Consider the following 18,395-nt stretch of genomic DNA (forward strand, 5'->3'; position numbering starts at 1 on the left):
CAATTTAAAAAAAAGGGGAATGGATGATGAGAGAATTTAATACGCTTGAAGTTGCCGTTGAAGAAAATATTGCTGTCATAACGATCAATAGACCAAAATTTTTAAACGCTCTAAATACTGAAGTATTAAGGGAGTTGGCCGAAGCGGCTGACATCATTGATGCAGATTCATCTATCCGTGCAGTTATCTTAACGGGGTCTGGAGAAAAAGCCTTTGTTGCCGGTGCGGACATTGTGGAAATGCAAAATAAAAATGTGTTAGAAGGACGCGAATTCTCCTCCTTAGGCAATAAAGCATTTTCCAAAATTGAAAATTTAAAAATCCCAGTTATTGCGGCTGTGAACGGCTTTGCTCTCGGCGGCGGCTGTGAGTTGACAATGGCATGTGACATACGGATTGCCAGCAACAAAGCAAAATTCGGCCAGCCTGAAATCGGCCTCGGCATCATGCCAGGATTCGGCGGTTCCCAGCGGCTTCCTCGCCTTGTTGGGAAAGGAATTGCCAAAGAAATCCTGTTCACCGGCGAAATAATCAATGCTGAACGGGCTTATGAAATCGGACTCGTAAACCGGATAGTCGATGCAACGGAACTGCTGGTGGAAGCGAAAAAAATTGCACAAACCATCGCTTCTAAGTCTCCACTAGGAGTTAGTTTTACCAAAAAAGCTGTCAATGAAGGAACAAACCTTGACCTTGAACGCGCCGTATCCCTTGAAGTTGAATTATTCGGATCTCTTTTCTCTACTAAGGATCAAAAAGAAGGTATGTCCGCATTCTTGGAGAAACGTCAGGCTGCTTTTAAAGGGGAATAATTGAATTATTAAAGCCAATTAAAGGAGATGAGAAGATATGAGTTATCAAGAGATTTATAGAGAAAAATGCTGTACGGCAGAAGAAGCAGTTCGATTTATTGAGCCCGGCGAGGCGATCGTTACTCCTATTACCCCTGGAGAACCGCCAGCACTGCTCGATGCTTTGGTTTCATATGAAAAATTAAGTGGGAACCTTCTTTACAGAATGCTTCCCGGTTATCCAGTTTTAAACGTGGAACAGGAGAAAATCAAGCAAATTTCCATCTTCATTAGCGGGTATGACCGTAAAGCTTTTGCTGAGGGAAAAACGGACCTTCTCCCTAACCATTTTTCAGATATCCCATCCTTAATCAAAATTGGTACATCACATACGGAACGTGTCCTGATGGCCACTGTTTCACCGATGGATGATGAAGGTTATTTTTCTTTGGGAACAAGCGTCAGTTATCTCGGGGATTTATTGGATAGCGCTAAAACCATTATTCTCGAAGTCAATCACAATATGCCGCTTACTTTGGGGGAACAGAATAAAATCCATATCAGCCAAGTCAAGGCACTGGTTGAACATGATTTTGACTTACCTTCTGTTGCCAATCCTGTTCTCACTGAAAAAGATATGAAAATTGGCCAGACGATCGCAGACTTAATTCATAATGGCGACACGGTTCAAATCGGTTTTGGCTCCATGCCAAATGCTGTTATTGAATATTTAAGCGGGCACCGTGACCTTGGCATTCATACCGAAATGCTGCCTGACAAGTTCGTAGATTTATATGAACAAGGCGTCATCACAAATGCCCACAAGAACATTTTCAAAGGCAAATCAACGGCAACCTTTGCCTATGGCTCGAAGCGTTTATACGATTTTATGAATAATAACGAAGACATTCTCATGCTCCCTTGTAATATCACCAACGACCTTCGTAATCTCGCACAACTAGATAATCTAGTATCGGTCAACTCTACGGTTGAAGTCGATTTCTTGGGCCAATGTAACTCTGAAACCATTAATGGAACCTACTATTCTTCTACCGGAGGCCAGGCGGATTTTGCCAAGGGTGTCCGTATGGCTAAAAATGGCCGTGGGATTATTTGCCTTTATTCAACAGCTAAAAATGATACGATCTCCAAAATCGTGCCAATGCTACCAGCTGGTGCAGTGGTATCCACCCATAAAAATGATGTGGATATGATTGTTACGGAGTACGGAAAAGCGGATTTAAAAGGAAAAACGGTTCAAGGCCGAACTGAAGCCCTTATTAAAATTGCTCATCCTAACTTTAGGGAACAGCTCACATTTGATGCAGTGAAACGCGGATTCCTGCCGCAGAAGAACTTTTTTATGGCTTAACTTGGTAAGCCCGGGTCCAGTTTTGGATCCGGGCTTTTTTAATGGATATGATGCGGATATATCGGCCTTCCGTGCGGATATATACCTTGAACTCACGGATATCCCGCTCAAATAGAAATCCATCACCTCTTACTTAATTCAATGGCAATTCTCTCGATTTCCTCTTTCTCAGCAAGAACATCGACATATTCTTTTGGCAGCCCATCAAAACCGCAAGCAAGCCCCGCTAATCCGCCGGCAATTGCAGCAACCGTATCCGAATCGTGCCCTTCATTCGCTGCCCCCACGACTACTTCTAAATAAGAGTCACAGGTAAGCAGCCAATATAAAACCCAGTACATCGTATGAACCACAAAGCCATCGGGATCGAAAGCCGGCTTTTCACCTTTTAGGGCGGACTCATACATGCTGCCTTTAAGTACATCTTTGATAGCTTCTTTTAGGTTTTTTCCTCGCAAGACATGGTAAGCGATCCGATTGTAAATCGCACAGGTTTCATCCGCTAAAAAATCATAGTGAGTCATTTTTGATTGTCTTCTGGTGATGGCTTCCATTTCTTCGATATCCTTATAGACCAAAGCCACTGGCAGACAGCGCATCAACGAGCCGTTACCTGCTGATTTCTCATCAAGGTATTGATAATGGGCTTTTTGAGCCGTTTCAAACCAGTTTCCATTGTAGCTTCCCAGGACTGTGCTGATAATGATGCCAACGTCCTTTGGCCGAGAGGCATACCATTTTAAAAATTCTTCCCCAATCGGCTCTACAGGATCTTTGGGATTTTTCAAAATCCCTCTTGCTACCTGCAGTGTCATGTCGGTGTCATCTGTTGTTTCCCCTCTTGCAAGGTTCAACCAGCCCCCACCAACAATTTCCTTTACCTGACCAAACTTTTGCTTAATTTCTTCTTTTGTTAAAAATTCCGTCGTTGCCCCTAACGCATCACCAATCGCAAATCCAAATAAAGCACCTTTAATTTTATTTAACATTCTAGTCATCTCCTAAAGGCATAATACGGGGTGTGAAAAACATTTTGTAGTATCTATCAATTATTATATAAATATTTTAAATCAAGTAATAGCGGTTATGAATGTGCTTTCTGAATTTTATATAAAAACTAAATATATTGATTTTTTAAAATATTAGTTTTAATATATAAAAATATATTAAAGAATAGTTAGAAAATATTTTTTGGGGGTTTGTTGTCATGAGAGTCATCGAGAAAATCAGCACCTTTGCTGGTAAAACTTTTACGTTGTGGGTTCTGGTCTTTGCAGTTGTTGCATATCTGCTGCCAGCACATTTCACTTGGCTTAGTGCCTATATTGTTCCTTTATTAGGGATTGTTATGTTTGGAATGGGTTTAACACTCGAACTATCCGATTTTAAAGAAGTCCTTAAAAGACCTAAAGAAGTAGCTCTTGGGGTAATCGGACACTTTATCATCATGCCGCTTATTGCCTTTTTACTAGCTGTCGGCTTGCATTTACCTAAAGATGTGGCAGTCGGAGTTATTTTAGTCGGCTGCTGCCCAAGCGGTACTGCTTCTAACGTCATGGTGTTCTTAGCTAGAGGAAATGTGGCCCTTGCGGTTGCGATCGCTTCTGTTTCTACGATTCTTGCACCAATTGTCACACCGCTGCTCATTCTACTGTTTGCAAGTAAATGGGTTAATGTCAGCGTATTGTCTTTATTCATTTCGATTTTACAAGTAATCATTGTGCCATTAGCATTGGGCTTCATTATTAAAAAATTCTTTGGCAAACAAGCCAAAGCCGGGCAAAAGCAATGCCGCTCGTCTCTGTTATTGCCATCGTATTAATCGTTGCTGGCGTCGTTGCAGGAAGTGCAGCAAAACTTGCCTCGACAGGTTTACTTATTTTTGGAGTTGTCATTCTTCACAATCTTTTAGGATTCTTAATTGGCTTCTTCTTTGCTCGTCTATGCGGAATGGACTTGGCGAAGCAAAAAGCGGTCTCCATGGAAGTTGGAATGCAGAATTCCGGTTTGGGTGTTGCCATCGCGACCGCCCACTTTTCACCATTAGCCGCTGTACCAAGCGCCATTTTCAGTGTTTGGCATAACCTTTCCGGCTCGGTGCTTGCAAATATTTATAGCCGAATGAAGGATAAAAAGGAACAAAGCAATCAAGAAATTCAAATGTAATTTTCCAAGCCATCCTAAACAGGGTGGCTTGATATTTTGTTCCACCTGTAATAAAATTATTACATATGAAAGATATAAAAAATGGTGACGAACTATTAAAGTTTTTAGAGGCAATGTCCAATCCTTATCGATTAAAAATTATTGCCGTTCTTCAAAAAGAAAAGCAATATGTCAGCCAGCTTGCCAGAGAATTAGGCATCAGCAGACCTTTACTTTATTTACATTTGCAGAAGTTAGAAGATGCCAACCTAATTACTGGCCATCACGAAGTTTCTGAAAGCGGTAAAGCAATGAAATTTTATGAACTAAACCCATTTAGCCTGACCGTGGATAAGGAGCTCATTGCCGAATTAGCAAGCAGTTTAACGATAAAAAGCAGAAAGGAGTAGTTTTTTTTACTTAAAAAAGAAGGGGGATAAAAAATTGGGAGAGGCCATTTTTTCATTAATACCTTTAATTCCTGTCCTACTTATTTTGTGTATTTTCATTTTCGGAATTGGTGTCGTTCGCAGAATGGAACGCCGTGCAGAGGAACGCCTAAAATTGGATAAAGAAAATGCAGCCTTGCAGCAGCAGCAGATTCAAGAAATAAACAATCGTTTAACAAACATCGAAAAGATTTTGAAAGAAGTAGATTAATCTCATAAAAAGCGAGATGTCTGATTATGAATCCTATACTAGGGCTACTACAAACTATTATTATTGTCGCTTTCATGTTTATCTTTATCTATAAATACACAGATATCCGAACAAAAAATACTCATTTTGTCTGCCCTTGCTGTCATAGTTGCTTTAAATTAACGAAATTTAATTTTGCTTTTGCATTGAAGACTGGCGTCATCAACGAACGGGTTGTGACCTGTCCCGTTTGCGGCTACAAAGGCAGAATGACTTTTTTGAATGACTAGAAAGGCGTTACCGAAATCAACGGTAATGCTTTTTTCTTTTTCTAAGGCTGAATTTTTCCAAAAAACACTCATAAGGTTAAATAAAAAGGGGTGACCCAATTTGAATACGGATGGAAAACATGTCATCATTGATGCATTTCAATGCAATCGTGACTTTTTAAATAATAAGTCGTATTTAGAATCATTAATGATTCAAGTGGCAAAACACTTGAATATAAAGGTTTTATCCTCCTATTTCTATCCTTTTCAGCCGCAGGGGGTGACAGGAATGCTGGCATTGGCCAGTTCACATATGTCCATCCATACGTGGCCTGAAAATGGGTATGCCTCATTAGACATTTATACCTGTGGTGAACGAAATCCTCTGGAACAAGCAGAATATCTTCTAAGAGGAATTTCTGCAAAAAAGGCAAGAATTTATCGCCTTTCTCGCGGAGATACAAACCCTGGTAATTTTCAGGAATATCAGTGGCAATATCCTTCTGATCGGAATGAAACAGATCTTGAAAAAAATTTGGATGCTATTGGGCTGAATGTGATTTTAAATGGAGAGCATCGAAAAGTATTCATCGGCAATAGTGATCTTCACCATATTCAAGTGATCGAGGCCCCTGATTTAAGAATGTACCTCAATGGGCAGCTTCAATTTAGTTCTTTAGATGAACGGATCTATCATGAAGCACTTGTCCACCCAGCCCTTACGCTTGCCTCAAGCAAAGAACATATCCTTATTTTAGGAGGCGGAGACGGTCTTGCATTAAGGGAAATCCTAAAGTACCCGAACGTACATCATGTTACGCTTGTTGATGCAGATCCCTTGGTATTGGACGCAGCCAAATATGTACCAAACCTGGTAAGATTGAACCAGCACTCCCTTCACAATCCGCAGGTAACAATTCTTCAACAGGATGCTGCCGACTTCCTGGTATCTAATCGCTTTTACTTCGATGCAATCATTGTTGACCTGCCCGATCCAACCACCAGAATCTTAAGCAACCTATATACCGTAGAGTTTTATTCCCTGCTGAAACGTTCTCTTACAGATGACGGACTATTCGTCTGCCAAGCACACTCACTAGAGCTAACGCCGCTTGTCTATTGGAGTATCGGAAAAACGATCGAAACTGCTGGCTATCAAACACTTAGCTATCACACGATTGTTCCATCTTTTGGGGATTGGGGATTTCATATCGCATCGAAAAAACCTATAGTATGGGGGAATCAGCAGGTTCAGGTTCCAACGCAAACCTTACCGACTAAACTTGAAAGTTTATCTTATTTCACACCTCATATGTTAGCAAAGAAAAAATTAGCCATCGTGAATTCAATGAAAAACTCCATTCTACATATGATCTAAAAGGATAAAGTGGAAAAGGCATCCGAACTGGCTTATTCAGTAGGATGCCTTGGGTCTCAATCTAGGACGAACACCATAAGATGTTCGTAGGGAGGAATTATTTTTCTAAAAAAGTCACTAGGGCGAACTTCAGGGTATCAGTAGAATTTTACCTACACTTTGTCTGCTTTCCAGTAAAATATGGGCTTTGGCTCCATCCTTTAAAGGAAATATCGTAAGCTTTGGTACATTTATTTTTCCTTCATTTATCCAATCGAATAGTTGCTTTGAACGTTTTTTTCTTTCCCCTAAGGAAGTCAAAACATTCCACAGGTCTCCTCCAGTTAGTGTTTTAGAAGTATCCATCAGCATTCGCGGGTCCACTGGATCAGGGTCTCCTCCTGACATTCCAAAAAATACAACTGTTCCTCCAATTTTAGCGGCTTCAAAACTTTTCTCTAAAGTAGAACCCACTGATTCATAAACAACATCCACACCACTGCCGTTTGTAACTTCCTTTACTTTTTCACTCCATTCCTCTTCGTATAAAAAGACATAATCGGCTCCTGATACATAAGCAGCTTTTGATTTTTCCAAGGAAGAGGTAAGACCAATTACTTGCCCGCCCAGCAATTTACAAATCTGAATAAGATTCTGACCTACACCTCCAGCTGCTGCATGAACGAGAATCGTGTCTCCTTCTTTAATTTCATAACTGTCCTTGGTTAAATACTGTGCAGTTAGACCTTGCAATAGAATTGAAGATGCTGCTTCAAAGGAAATGTCATCGGGTAACGGAATCACTTTTTCCTCGGGAACGGCGACTAACTCTGCGTTGGCAAATGGGACATCAGCAAATGCAACGCGGTCTCCAATTTTTATGCTCGTTACACCAGTACCAACTTGCTCCACTATACCGGAGCCTTCATAACCTAATATGTAAGGTGGTTCACCAGCCAGATGGTAATTTCCCTTTCTTCTGTAAATATCAGCAAAATTCAACCCAATTGCTTTCATCTTCACCAGTATTTCGTTTTCTTTAATTGCTGGGTCAGGGATTTCTTTATATTGCAGCACATCAGGTCCGCCAAACGATTCAAAAATGAGTGCTTTCATTTAATTCTCCTTTTCTCTTAAAGAAATTTAGATAAATTTATATGATATACTCTCCAAAATACTGCGAGAAGGTTTTCCAACTATTATTATAAAAGAAACATATAGTATAAAAAAGGAAATGATATCATGATTAAATTAATTGATTTTAAAGATGATCGTCTTGTTAAGGAATTATATGAATTGCAAAGGGCAGCTTATTTGATTGAAGCGAGGCTAATTCATTTTTATGATATCCCCCCGTTGAAAGAAACAATCGATGAATTAACAGAATGCGATGAGATCTTTTTTGGATACTTTGAAAAAAATGAACTGGCAGGTGCCCTATCGTATACCATTGATGGGCATGAATTGTCGATCTGTCGGATGATTGTCCATCCTAATTATTTTCGAAAAGGGATTGCGCACGAGCTCTTGCATGCTGCTGAGAAAAGGAATGTGGATATATCTACTATTAAAGTATCAACCGGTAAAGAAAACCTTCCTGCCAGGGCCCTTTATCTGAAAAATGGTTTTCACCACATAGAAGATATTGAAATCGTTCCTGGATTTTTGCTCAGCAGCTTTATTAAAGATGATCTGTCCCAAAAATGAAAAATGAGCGCTGATCCATGTTCCAGGATTGCGCCCTTTGGGTAATCTTTTTCCCACTTCATTAGTCAAACAAAGCTAGCACCTGACATATTTGCGTTTGAAACCAAGTCTTCCTCTATCTACTTCCTTTTGGATACTTTCGGAAGCTAGCAGAATACTGCTTTTCTTCTTGTCCCTTTTGATTTCGACTGGGCCTACTTTCTTTGCGGTTTCAACCGCCTTTTCATGAAGGGGCAAATAGGAAAGCCCGACTGTGTAAATAAAATTATTCATAGAGGATTTTGTTCGATCAGGAGAATGATGAATCGTATTTTCTACCTGATCAAGCATACTGGCAATTTTATTTGTATTGAATTCGCTGTCAGGGCGTCTACCCAAAAGCCAGCAGTAGCAGCTCCAGCCTGCCGACATTTTAAGTTCTTCCCCGCTTGCGATCCATTTGTCCGCAACTGCCTTCGCAATATCGGCTTCAGACAAAGTGACTGCAACCACATAATCCGATAGCATATAAAAATAAGCCCCATCTATCCAAAGCTCAAAATCCGCCTCCATCATTGTCATTGGGTCCGCAATAATACCAGCAAAATACATGGCATCATAGTTTCCGGTGGCGTATAGCTGCTCAGCTAAAGGCTGATTTTTCTTGATTTTCTTTGCGATTGGCTTCATTGCCCCTGTAGCTACGCCAAAAAGAGGCTCGTGTGCACCATTGCTTAAGTAAGTCTTTTTCGTTCGTTCCTTACCGAGCGCTTCTAATTCCTGCATAACCATTTCGAAATCCATCGGTTTGCACTTCCTTCTTTAATTGATTTTGGCATATATACAGGTATCACGGGTTTCTTTCCGATCTACAGAAAGGCCGTCATTTTTTAAGATTCCTTCCAAGGTAAAACCTAATTTCTCCGCTATCGCCCGACTTTTGCTGTTTTTGCTATCACAACGGATTTCTACTCGTTTTGCATGTAATTCGCTAAAAGCAAATTCTGTGAGTGCCTGAGTAGATTCCGTAATATAACCCTTGCCACTATGTCTGGTATCAATCCAGTAACCTATTTCGAACTTTGGCACATCCCAGTTCATCCGATGCAAGCCTGTCCCCCCGATGAATTCGCCAGTTTCTCGATTAAATATATGAAGCCTTAGATCCTCTCTAGTTAAAAATTTAGCGTGTGCCTCACGTATAATTGTCTCGACATCCTCTTCAGTCTGTTCTCTATTTGCCCAAGGCATCCAAGGCTTCAACTCATTTAATGATGCCTTCATTGCTTCATATACCACTTTTCCATCCCCAGGCATCGGCTTACGAATTAAAAGCCTCTGGGTATAAATTTCTTCTGGAAAATCGATTAATATTGGTTTCATGCAAGTTGTACCCCTCTCTGGCTTAAATGCTTGTCCTATATTCACATCCTATTACAAAAAAACATCCTAACACAATAATTAAAAGCTAACAAAAGCCGCTTTCTGTCTTCGGACAGGGGGCTGATATTTTCGATTTCTTCTGTCCGAAGTTGACTTGACTTCGGACACGCCCCTGCTAATTTTGCGATCCACTGTCCGAAGTTGCCTTGACTTCGGACACGCCTCGGCCAATTTCGCTTTCTCCTGTCCGAAGTGGCTCACATAAACCTTTTTAAGCATGCGACTCAGTCCAATTTCAAACTGGGCCTATTTCACATATAAAGTTATACATAACACTACTATTTTTTGTAAAAAATATAATGGAACCTTTTAATATGATTGGTGGTAAATAAATGGAAACGGGTTTTTTAATTGAAGTGGAAAAGCTGGCTGCGAAAAAATTTAAAATCTTTAAGAAAAGTCTGTTCCGATACATTCTTAGAGCCATGCTAGCCAGTATGTTTATCGGGTTCGGGGTCATCGTTGCTTTTAAATCAGGGAACTTTTTTTATTTGGTACACTCCCCATTGACCTATCCAATGGCGGCCATAACCTTTGGAGCAGCTATCATTTTAATTGCCTATGGAGGGGGAGATTTATTTACAGGAAATACCTTTTACTACACCTATGCAGCACTCCGAAAAAAAATGGCCTGGATCGATGTTATGAAATTATGGGTATTTAGTTATATCGGTAATATGCTGGGTGCCGCAGCTTTTGCTTTGCTGATCTATTTAACGAATCTTTTTGCGGAGACAACAGTAAATGGCTTTTTGTTAAGTGTTGTCGAAAAGAAAATGGAAACACCAATGTTCGAGCTGTTTTTTCGAGCAATCCTTTGTAACTGGCTGGTTTGTCTCGCATTTTTTATTCCCATGGGCCTAAAAGGTGATGGACCCAAAATGTTTTCGATGATGTTATTCGTGTTTTGCTTTTTTGTTTCAGGGTATGAGCACAGCATTGCCAATATGTGTACCTTTGCCATTGCATTAGTCATACCCCATCCCGAAACCATTTCAATGGCTGGGGTCATACATAACCTGATCCCGGTGACGTTAGGAAATCTGGTTGGGGGCGTTGGGATGATGGGCTTCATGTATTACCATGCGAATAAGCCCTTTTTTGATGAAGCAGATAATCCAAGCGATTAAACCCAGGCGGCCCCCCATATACGGGTCTCTTAACGATTCTTATGAACAAACGGGTGCCTTCTCGGACCCCTTCTTCTTCCTGAACCTGTCCTGACTGCTTGAAAAAGCGTAATAAGTCCGCCAACAATCATAAATGAAATACCAACACCATTATGTTGGTTCATAATTTGTGAGCCTGCGATTAACAGCCCCGTCCCAAAGACAGCGAAAACAATCCTTCTAGTTTGATAAATTTGCATATCTGCCAAATTCTTTTCAAATGATTTTGGCGGAGCCATTCGAATTTCTCCTGATTCAAATTGATCTATTAAATTGACGGCTTTTCTGAATGTAGGAATTACATTTAAGAAAGTACTCTTTACCTGGTCAAAAACCTTTTCTTTCGTTGGACTAGCTTCCGCACTGCCCATCATCTCTTCCACATAAGGCTTTGTCAGAGCAACTAAGTCAAAGTCAGGGTCCAAACCATTGCAAATACTAAAGACCGTCATAATGGCCTTGCCTAAAAAGGTTGTTTGTGATGGGATTTGGAATGGCTGCTGGTATAAAAATTCACGCAGTTCATCAAGAAAATCTTCATTTTGGATTTTTTTAATATTAAATCCACCATCTGAAAAACTAGAAAGAATCACTTTTACATTCTTTGTAAGAGCCGCTTTATCCGTTTGTTTCCTTAAGAACCCAAGATCGTCAAGAGCTGCAACAATTCCTCCAGGATCTTTCAAATAAATGGAAAGCGATAGCTTCACGATATTTTCCTTCATTTGGTCGGACACCATGCCAACCATGCCAAAGTCAATATAAACCAATGTTCCATCGTTTTTTACCAACAAGTTTCCCGGATGTGGATCGGCATGGAAAAAGCCATCCTCCATCAATTGTTTTAAATAGGATAAGTAAAGGATTTTTGCCAGCTTTTTCTGATTGACCTTCCCTTCAAGCCTGTCAATCTCGTTTATTTTCACGCCTTCGACAAACTCCATGACAAGCACCTTGCTCGTTGAAAACTCCTTATATACTGTTGGAACCGAAACACCTGGGAAATCCGCAAACTGATCTCGAAAAGTCTCCAGATTTTTCACTTCTTTTTTATAATCCAATTCTTCGTTAATCACTTCATCAAATTCTTGGTAAACATCATCCAAGTCTACAAACTTTTCTACTTTGGTGAATCTTTGGGCAAACCGAATCAGCATTTTAAGTGTAGATAAGTCAAGAGCGACAATATCCTCAATCCCTGGCCGCATCACCTTAATCGCCACCGTGTCACCATTCTTTAGGATGGCTTTATGGACCTGCCCCAGCGATGCTGCCGCAACCGGTGTGTAATTGAAGCTTTCAAACAGGACATCAATGGATGCGGATAGCTCTTGTTCGATTCTTTTCACAACAATCTTCGTCTCAACAGGAGCTACCGAATCCTGAAGCTCTGATAAAATGTCTGTATATTCTTTTGGTAAAATATCGACTCTCGAACTGACAAATTGACCGAGCTTGATGATCAACCCACCTAATTCAACAGCTGTTGCCGCAAACTTTTTTGCCTGCCTCGTATATGCCTTTTTATACTTGGCTTCCTTTTTTTCCTTGCTTAAAAACTTTTTTCTTTTTCCAAGCCACCAGAATTGCATAAAAAAGCCAATAAACATAAAAAAGGTGATGCGAAATCTTTTATTGCGTAATAACCGTACCAACTCCCGCATTCTTGTCCACTCCTTCTGCTGCCATTTTCATTGGACAAGCCTGCGTGCTGTCCTTTTGATTATGTATTACTCTTCTTCCTCTGGGTCACTATCGGTCTTATCCAGGATTTCTTTGGCGATTTTTTCGAATTTCTTTGATTTTGCAAAGAAAAAGTTTGCAAATTTATTGAGGATTTCTGATTTCACAAGAATGACAGCACCTTTTCTGGCATCGCCAAACACGACAAACTTTTCACCTGGCTGGATATCCAACTCTTCCCTTGCATCTGATGGAATAACAACTTGTCCTCTTTCTCCCATACTGGTCGTTCCAAAAAATTTTCCATGATTCATCATCACTATGCACCTCCTGCATACATGTATGATAAATCATACTTTTCATACCTACTATACTATTCACAGAATCTACATATGGCAACTTTTTGTCTAAACCAAAAACCATCTGCTTGTACTCAGATCGCTTTTGGTTTAGCTTTCTCTTTTAATCATATGTTATTACTCTTGCATCTTTTTCTTGATGGCATCAATCACTCGTTGATCGCCCATATCCATTGCAACCTGCAAAAGTTCATTTAAACTATGGAATGAACTGTTTCGAGATTGCTTCTTGGGCGAGCTTTGTTCTGCCTGTTCAGCTTGTTTTGTTTCTTCAGTAGTCTTTTCCACTTCGTCTTTTGCCATTGTTTTCCCCCTATAAAAGAGCACTCAAGCTTAATTAATATGACTATACCTATGATTCTATGATAGTAGAAATAGAAGTAAGCGGATAGATTATTTTTGAAAATTTAAAGAATTTCACCTAAGCCTTTTGCCGTAACTTCATTTAAGTGAATACTACTCCTCACTAATTACTGATTATTAATTGAAGAATGAATAAACATAATATAACTCTATTGAAGGAGAACCCTAAATGGAATATAATCCAACCCCAATTAATACTGAAAATATAAGCTCTTTCCCATCATCACCGAGTCAGACATAGAAACCGATCACGCCATTGAAACATATAGGAAGGCAGTCCTCCATTTTTTTTAAAGGACCGAAATCCTTTGGTGCCACTTCTCTTATATTTGTTATGAGATTCGGCATCATAAGGACTCCATGGTGCCACTTCTCTTACCTTTTTTATTAGATCCGGCATCATCATATGACCTCTATCGTTCCTGGGTTACCCAAATCGAACGTAAAAGGCGGTTCCTCCCCTTTCACTAGGAAAGAGCAGAACCGCCTTCTTATAGTTATCGAGTTGTCTTGCAATGTGGACATACGTCCAATGTTGAATCAAATTGGTTTCCGCAGTTGCGGCAAAATACAATCCCTTGTACCGGACTTAGGGCTGCCGCAACTTGTAACTTTGCATCCTGCTCATCTCCCCTTCTCCTGTTGTGAGACAAGATCACTACAGCCAAAGTAATGAGGTTCACAAGCAAACAAGTGGAAACGAGCACAATGATCAATGTTTCGTGATGCATACCTGCCACCCCCCTATTCTTCTTCTTCTTTTCGCAAATTCCTAACAACCAGGTAGATCGCCAAGGCCCCCACTGCACCAACCCCGCCAATCGACCCCATAAATAAAGGAGTATCGTTATACCAGCGAACGATTGGATTTGTGGATACCAAGAAGTCATTTATATTTTTCACATATTCATTCCCTGCTGCGTCGACAGCTACAATTATTACATTCTGCTTGGAATTGGAGCTTGGTATGGTGAAGGTGTAATTCTCGCCGTCCACCTTATTGGCGAGTTTCTTACCATTCAAGTAAATTTTTGCACCCTTCAGAACAAGATTATCCTTAATCGAAACACTGACTAATTTTTTATCAACCGGGTATTCCTTTCCACTTTGAAAATCCACTGGAAGGACTACAGGCGCAGTCTTATCAATACCAAATGAAATTTCAGCTTTTTTGCTTTCATCAATATTTTCATTAATATTGCCCGCCGCATCCTCCGAATAAAGGGAAACAGAATATTTGCCATCGTCAGCAAACAGTTCCTTCTTCACGACATATTTGTACTGACTCCACATACCGTCCCCGCCAGAATGTGTAATCGTATAATCTTTTCCCTCCGTCAAATCAGATGGCGTGCCATTCTTTGTTAACTTAACCTTAACCGTTTCAGGCTTCAACGTATCAACATTGGTTTCAGTCACTACCACATCTTTTTCATGTTTGACATATTTTCCTTCGATTTGTTTCAAGGAATCATCGAAAGCATAAACAGAACCAAATCGGTTGACCGAGAACCTAATCGTTTGGGTGGTCTGGTTTCCGGCAAGGTCCACCAGATTGGCTGTCAATGTATAAATATCATCAAACTTCTTGTCCTTCACAAAATTCTTGAAGGTATAGACACCGCCGTTTGGTGCATCAGCAAAACTTCCCTCAGTCACCACCGTGCCCCGATTGGCACCAGTCAACTTTATCGATACCTCATTTTTATTAAAGTTCGTATCAGAATAATTGACAACCGGAATGACATCCCCATTATTTGCCGATTTGTCTGCCACACCTGAAATCGTAATTTTTGGTGCTGTTTGGTCAACAATGAATTGATCAGGTTTGTAATCCGCTGAAATATTACCTGCCTTATCCATGAAATCAATGTCAAAGCTGTACCTTGCATCTGCTGCATATTGGATTGTTGCGGTGTGAATATCACCGTTTGTCGTCCAGCCGCTAATCGACGGGAAGGCCACCACATTTCCATTATCATTTGCCGTACCTTCCACCTTTACACGAGCTGGGTCAAAATTATGCTCATTAATTTGAATCGTTGCGGTTCTGGCCGCTTTAAAATAATCACCATTGCTAACCGAATTGTTGTTATAGGTAACATTCACAACAGGAATCGTTTTATCAATTGTAAACTTTTGCTCATTAAATGGCGCTGCTGCATTCTCGGCATTATCTTTAACCTTAATAGTAAATCGATAATCACCATCGGAACTATATTTTACCGTTGCGATATGCTTTGTTTGGTTCGGATCCTCAGCATTTTCGACGGTTGACCAGCCAACTAATTTCGGTACGCCGCCATCCTGATTGGTGATCTCATATTGGACATCTTCAGGTCTGAAATTGCGCTCTGAAACAACGATCGTCGCCGTGCGATCAGCTTTATAGTAATCGGTATACTGACTATCTGGCGAGTTGTTATCATAAGTAACACTGATCGTTGGAACTGTTTTATCAATACTAAACGTCATATCCTGTTCCGAAGTGTTGCCTGCCCGATCGGTCAATTTTACATGTACAACAATATTGTTGCTGTCATTGTTGACAAGAACCGTCTTGGTCATTTCCGTCACCAGGTTTTGATCCGTTTTTGTTGCATTCCAGCCCGAATCCCCCGATATATTTTTCGCATTGTCGATAACAGCTGTGCCGCTTTGATTTTCGGCTGTATCATAAGGCGCAACAACCGACCATTCAATTTTTCCAATTCCTGAATACGGATCAGAAACCTTTATATTCACAGGAACATTTTTGCCATAAAGATCTAATCCATTGTTGTCTTTATAACTTGTTGGCTCTTTTTCAAAAGAAATCGAAGCCGATTTTGCATGCTGCGCCTCATTTTCGACAATCACAGAGGGTGGTGATTGATAGTTACCAGTATTTTTGACATGGTCCGTAGCTTTTACAAAAATTTGCCCTTTAAAGTTCTCCGGAACATCGAACGTTACATCAGTAGAAGTCGGAACCGCCGCAATCTTGCCGATATCGGACGCCGCAATTTCGATCAACTTGCCGTCCTCGCCTATCGCAAAGTATTTGCCATTTTCATTGTCTTTTAAATAAATCGTTTCCGATTGAACGGTACTTGCCGCATCTCCCCCCGGATCGACGGCGGTAACGGTCACCTTCGTCGGCTTTTTGAAAAAGAAGCCATAATCCGTTGGTTCAACGGAAACTCCAGAATCTCCACTGCTGCCATCTTCACTGGAAAAATGAACCTTGGTAATGGCTGGACTGGTTTTATCCAAATATATGGTTTTTTCGGATGTAAACGTATTTCCTGCATTATCAATCACATATACCTTCAAAACATAGGATCCATCGTCATTCAATTTAATTCCGCCAAGGTTATCGGTAGAAATTGAATCGATTGCTGGACTCGTTTGCAGCCCGTCGGAAAAATCGTATACCTTATAAGGAGTACCGTTCACATCAATTTTGACAGTATTGACACCAGAGTCTGGATCGGCAATTTTAACATGAAAGGTTGCGTCGCCACTATAAATGGAAATGGTTTTCCCATTTTCATCCCGCTCATACGAAGAAACCTCAGTTCCATTCGCTGTGGTGCTAATATCAGCTGTAGGTTGGTTATTCTCGATCTTAACTAAGCCGCTATCATGATCCGTAATATTAGAATTACCGTCTGTAACAGGAATGGTTTGGCTGTTCCCGACTTGATCAGTAAGTTTTACATCGAATGTTCCCGTAAAATGATCCGTATCAAGACTAAATGTTTCTGCCGCTGTTGATCCATCCGTACTGAAGGTTTTACTAACATCTTGCGGATCAAGATTTGATTGGTCGGTACTCTTTGGAATCAACAAAATCTCTTTTACCCCGAACCCTGCATCTGCAGCGTGAACCGTCACTTGAACTCCCGTTTTGAAAAAGGTGCCAAAGGTAAGAGTGTTGATGGCTTTAGCAAAAAAGTTATTATTTGTCTGTGTAAAGGTAACGGCATCATTTCCTGCAAGATTCGGTGCTGTTTTATCGATGTTTATTTTCACCGTTTTAACATCTGAGCGGTTTCCCGCCTTATCCAAAGCCCAAATACTGTATTCACCATTGTAATTTTCATCAGTTGGTGTGAAAGAATAATGAACAGGATCTGTATTGCCCCCAACAATATTTTTAGGGTCGTTTGAATCATAGGCTACTTTGGCGTTAGTTGGCGAGTATCCGCCTTTTGAATAATACACTTTATCAATGTCCGTTTTATAGGAAACGCCCTGATAGGACTGGGGATCATTGTTGATCGTCCCGGAGACGGTAACATTGCCGCTGTACCAATTTGAACCACTAACGGCGGCCAAGTTGTCACCATTTACCGCAGGATCATTGACATCAGGTTTTTGAGTATCAAATAAAAAAAGCAAATTGCCGCCATTTAAGTTCACTTCACCCTGGCTTGTGTTCCCCTGTTGTTTCACTTGTAAATCGGAAATAGCCGTAGATGAAGTGATATCTTTATACACTGCCGTCCAGTCTTGAAAACTGGAAGACCCGGATAATCGCATTCTAAGCTCGCTATATGGCGATAAGGGTGTAACACTTAGATTCGCATCCTTTGAAAATACGATGACCTGATTATTGCCGTCTGTATAAAGAGCCTTTGCTACAGACCCGGCAGTAGGCTGCACACTCACATCATTCGTCCACGGACCAGTCAAGGCTGGAATCGGTTCAAACACGACCTCGACTGACCTATCTTTCGTTATGTTGGAAACCGTGTATTTGAACGTTCCATCCCCATTATCAGTAAGCTGTTCAACATCGATCGGGGTTCCATTAATCGTAAAAGCTGAAACCCGGTAGTGATCATCCGGTTTTAAGGTGACTTCGATGTTACCATTTTGATTGACGGTCGCTTGCTCGGGTGAAATCGTTCCGTGACCGCCATTAACAGCAGCCGTAAATTGAACAGAAGCTGTCGTGCCGGACACAGCTTGTCCCGACACTGGAGTACCACCTGATGTATAGGAAACTTGGGGATTGTTTGCAGCAAACCCGGCCGTTGCTGGCATATTGTAGACAACCATTAAAACGACCAGAAAAACAGCCAATATCCTTGTTAGCTTGGATTTCTTCTTTTTAGACAACTTCCTCTCC

The 18,395-nt window shown here is 40.7% G+C and carries 16 protein-coding genes and 1 pseudogene; 8 read left to right on the plus strand and 9 right to left on the minus strand.

What is annotated here, in order from left to right; genetic code table 11:
* The first annotated feature begins 23 nt into the window (after positions 1 to 23).
* Positions 24 to 812: an enoyl-CoA hydratase-related protein gene (locus RCG17_RS10030; protein ID WP_308175031.1), complete on the plus strand. Its 789-nt coding sequence runs from the start codon at positions 24 to 26 to the stop codon at positions 810 to 812.
* A gap of 37 nt (positions 813 to 849) precedes the next feature.
* The gene (locus RCG17_RS10035) at positions 850 to 2,163 is read left to right on the plus strand and encodes an acetyl-CoA hydrolase/transferase family protein (protein WP_308175032.1); all 1,314 of its coding nucleotides are present in this window, start codon (positions 850 to 852) and stop codon (positions 2,161 to 2,163) included.
* 122 nt (positions 2,164 to 2,285) lie between these two features.
* On the opposite strand, the gene RCG17_RS10040 is transcribed toward RCG17_RS10035, so the two are convergent.
* Positions 2,286 to 3,152: an ADP-ribosylglycohydrolase family protein gene (locus tag RCG17_RS10040; protein WP_308175033.1), complete on the minus strand. Its 867-nt coding sequence runs from the start codon at positions 3,150 to 3,152 to the stop codon at positions 2,286 to 2,288.
* 218 nt (positions 3,153 to 3,370) lie between these two features.
* Here RCG17_RS10040 and RCG17_RS10045 point away from each other — a divergent pair.
* From RCG17_RS10045 to speD, 4 genes and pseudogenes are all read left to right on the plus strand, one after another.
* Positions 3,371 to 4,329, plus strand: a pseudogene (locus RCG17_RS10045) (bile acid:sodium symporter family protein).
* Positions 4,330 to 4,394: 65 nt separating this feature from the next.
* Positions 4,395 to 4,718 carry an ArsR/SmtB family transcription factor gene (locus tag RCG17_RS10050; RefSeq protein ID WP_308175034.1) on the plus strand — a complete coding sequence of 108 codons (324 nt, stop codon included), beginning with the start codon at positions 4,395 to 4,397 and terminating at the stop codon, positions 4,716 to 4,718.
* A gap of 34 nt (positions 4,719 to 4,752) precedes the next feature.
* Positions 4,753 to 4,968 (plus strand): hypothetical protein, encoded by a 216-nt coding sequence (locus RCG17_RS10055; RefSeq protein ID WP_308175035.1) that lies wholly within the window; start codon positions 4,753 to 4,755, stop codon positions 4,966 to 4,968.
* A gap of 369 nt (positions 4,969 to 5,337) precedes the next feature.
* Positions 5,338 to 6,594: an adenosylmethionine decarboxylase gene (gene speD / locus RCG17_RS10060; protein ID WP_308175036.1), complete on the plus strand. Its 1,257-nt coding sequence runs from the start codon at positions 5,338 to 5,340 to the stop codon at positions 6,592 to 6,594.
* Between the two features lie 129 nt (positions 6,595 to 6,723).
* Here speD and RCG17_RS10065 read toward each other — a convergent pair whose 3' ends face one another.
* The gene (locus tag RCG17_RS10065) at positions 6,724 to 7,689 is read right to left on the minus strand and encodes a quinone oxidoreductase family protein (RefSeq protein WP_308175037.1); all 966 of its coding nucleotides are present in this window, start codon (positions 7,687 to 7,689) and stop codon (positions 6,724 to 6,726) included.
* A gap of 126 nt (positions 7,690 to 7,815) precedes the next feature.
* Between RCG17_RS10065 and RCG17_RS10070 the strand changes: the two genes are divergently transcribed.
* On the plus strand, positions 7,816 to 8,280 hold the full coding sequence (locus RCG17_RS10070; RefSeq protein WP_308175038.1) for a GNAT family N-acetyltransferase: 465 nt from the start codon (positions 7,816 to 7,818) through the stop codon (positions 8,278 to 8,280).
* Positions 8,281 to 8,355: 75 nt separating this feature from the next.
* Here RCG17_RS10070 and RCG17_RS10075 read toward each other — a convergent pair whose 3' ends face one another.
* Positions 8,356 to 9,063: a DNA alkylation repair protein gene (locus RCG17_RS10075; protein WP_308175039.1), complete on the minus strand. Its 708-nt coding sequence runs from the start codon at positions 9,061 to 9,063 to the stop codon at positions 8,356 to 8,358.
* An 18-nt stretch (positions 9,064 to 9,081) separates the two neighbouring features.
* Entirely contained in the window at positions 9,082 to 9,642 is a 561-nt protein-coding gene (locus RCG17_RS10080) for a GNAT family N-acetyltransferase (RefSeq protein WP_308175040.1), read from the minus strand.
* Between the two features lie 392 nt (positions 9,643 to 10,034).
* Between RCG17_RS10080 and RCG17_RS10085 the strand changes: the two genes are divergently transcribed.
* Positions 10,035 to 10,832 (plus strand): formate/nitrite transporter family protein, encoded by a 798-nt coding sequence (locus tag RCG17_RS10085; protein WP_308175041.1) that lies wholly within the window; start codon positions 10,035 to 10,037, stop codon positions 10,830 to 10,832.
* Between the two features lie 29 nt (positions 10,833 to 10,861).
* Here RCG17_RS10085 and RCG17_RS10090 read toward each other — a convergent pair whose 3' ends face one another.
* From RCG17_RS10090 to RCG17_RS10110, 5 genes are all read right to left on the minus strand, one after another.
* Positions 10,862 to 12,535 carry an ABC1 kinase family protein gene (locus tag RCG17_RS10090; protein ID WP_308175042.1) on the minus strand — a complete coding sequence of 558 codons (1,674 nt, stop codon included), beginning with the start codon at positions 12,533 to 12,535 and terminating at the stop codon, positions 10,862 to 10,864.
* A gap of 66 nt (positions 12,536 to 12,601) precedes the next feature.
* The gene (locus RCG17_RS10095) at positions 12,602 to 12,871 is read right to left on the minus strand and encodes an AbrB/MazE/SpoVT family DNA-binding domain-containing protein (protein ID WP_308175043.1); all 270 of its coding nucleotides are present in this window, start codon (positions 12,869 to 12,871) and stop codon (positions 12,602 to 12,604) included.
* A 159-nt stretch (positions 12,872 to 13,030) separates the two neighbouring features.
* The gene (locus RCG17_RS10100; RefSeq protein ID WP_308175044.1) at positions 13,031 to 13,216 is read right to left on the minus strand and encodes a hypothetical protein; all 186 of its coding nucleotides are present in this window, start codon (positions 13,214 to 13,216) and stop codon (positions 13,031 to 13,033) included.
* A 557-nt stretch (positions 13,217 to 13,773) separates the two neighbouring features.
* A complete protein-coding gene (locus RCG17_RS10105) occupies positions 13,774 to 14,007 on the minus strand; it encodes a hypothetical protein (protein ID WP_308175045.1) in 234 nt (77 codons plus the stop codon).
* A gap of 13 nt (positions 14,008 to 14,020) precedes the next feature.
* Positions 14,021 to 18,385, minus strand: a complete 4,365-nt coding sequence (locus RCG17_RS10110) for an Ig-like domain repeat protein (RefSeq protein WP_308175046.1) — start codon at positions 18,383 to 18,385, stop codon at positions 14,021 to 14,023.
* Positions 18,386 to 18,395 lie beyond the last annotated feature (10 nt).

It is taken from the genome of Neobacillus sp. PS3-12 (assembly GCF_030915385.1).
Classification (GTDB): Bacteria; Bacillota; Bacilli; order Bacillales; family Cytobacillaceae; genus JAEVLT01.

What these genes read in the sequence shown, in the direction of transcription:
- RCG17_RS10030 (WP_308175031.1), top strand. Translation starts at nt 24, where the DNA reads ATGATGAGAGAATTTAATACGCTTGAAGTTGCCGTTGAAGAAAATATT.
- RCG17_RS10035 (WP_308175032.1), top strand. Translation starts at nt 850, where the DNA reads ATGAGTTATCAAGAGATTTATAGAGAAAAATGCTGTACGGCAGAAGAA.
- RCG17_RS10040 (WP_308175033.1), bottom strand. Translation starts at nt 3,152, where the DNA reads ATGTTAAATAAAATTAAAGGTGCTTTATTTGGATTTGCGATTGGTGAT.
- RCG17_RS10050 (WP_308175034.1), top strand. Translation starts at nt 4,395, where the DNA reads ATGAAAGATATAAAAAATGGTGACGAACTATTAAAGTTTTTAGAGGCA.
- RCG17_RS10065 (WP_308175037.1), bottom strand. Translation starts at nt 7,689, where the DNA reads ATGAAAGCACTCATTTTTGAATCGTTTGGCGGACCTGATGTGCTGCAA.
- RCG17_RS10070 (WP_308175038.1), top strand. Translation starts at nt 7,816, where the DNA reads ATGATTAAATTAATTGATTTTAAAGATGATCGTCTTGTTAAGGAATTA.
- RCG17_RS10075 (WP_308175039.1), bottom strand. Translation starts at nt 9,063, where the DNA reads ATGGATTTCGAAATGGTTATGCAGGAATTAGAAGCGCTCGGTAAGGAA.
- RCG17_RS10080 (WP_308175040.1), bottom strand. Translation starts at nt 9,642, where the DNA reads ATGAAACCAATATTAATCGATTTTCCAGAAGAAATTTATACCCAGAGG.
- RCG17_RS10085 (WP_308175041.1), top strand. Translation starts at nt 10,035, where the DNA reads ATGGAAACGGGTTTTTTAATTGAAGTGGAAAAGCTGGCTGCGAAAAAA.
- RCG17_RS10090 (WP_308175042.1), bottom strand. Translation starts at nt 12,535, where the DNA reads ATGCGGGAGTTGGTACGGTTATTACGCAATAAAAGATTTCGCATCACC.
- RCG17_RS10095 (WP_308175043.1), bottom strand. Translation starts at nt 12,871, where the DNA reads ATGATGAATCATGGAAAATTTTTTGGAACGACCAGTATGGGAGAAAGA.
- RCG17_RS10100 (WP_308175044.1), bottom strand. Translation starts at nt 13,216, where the DNA reads ATGGCAAAAGACGAAGTGGAAAAGACTACTGAAGAAACAAAACAAGCT.
- RCG17_RS10105 (WP_308175045.1), bottom strand. Translation starts at nt 14,007, where the DNA reads ATGCATCACGAAACATTGATCATTGTGCTCGTTTCCACTTGTTTGCTT.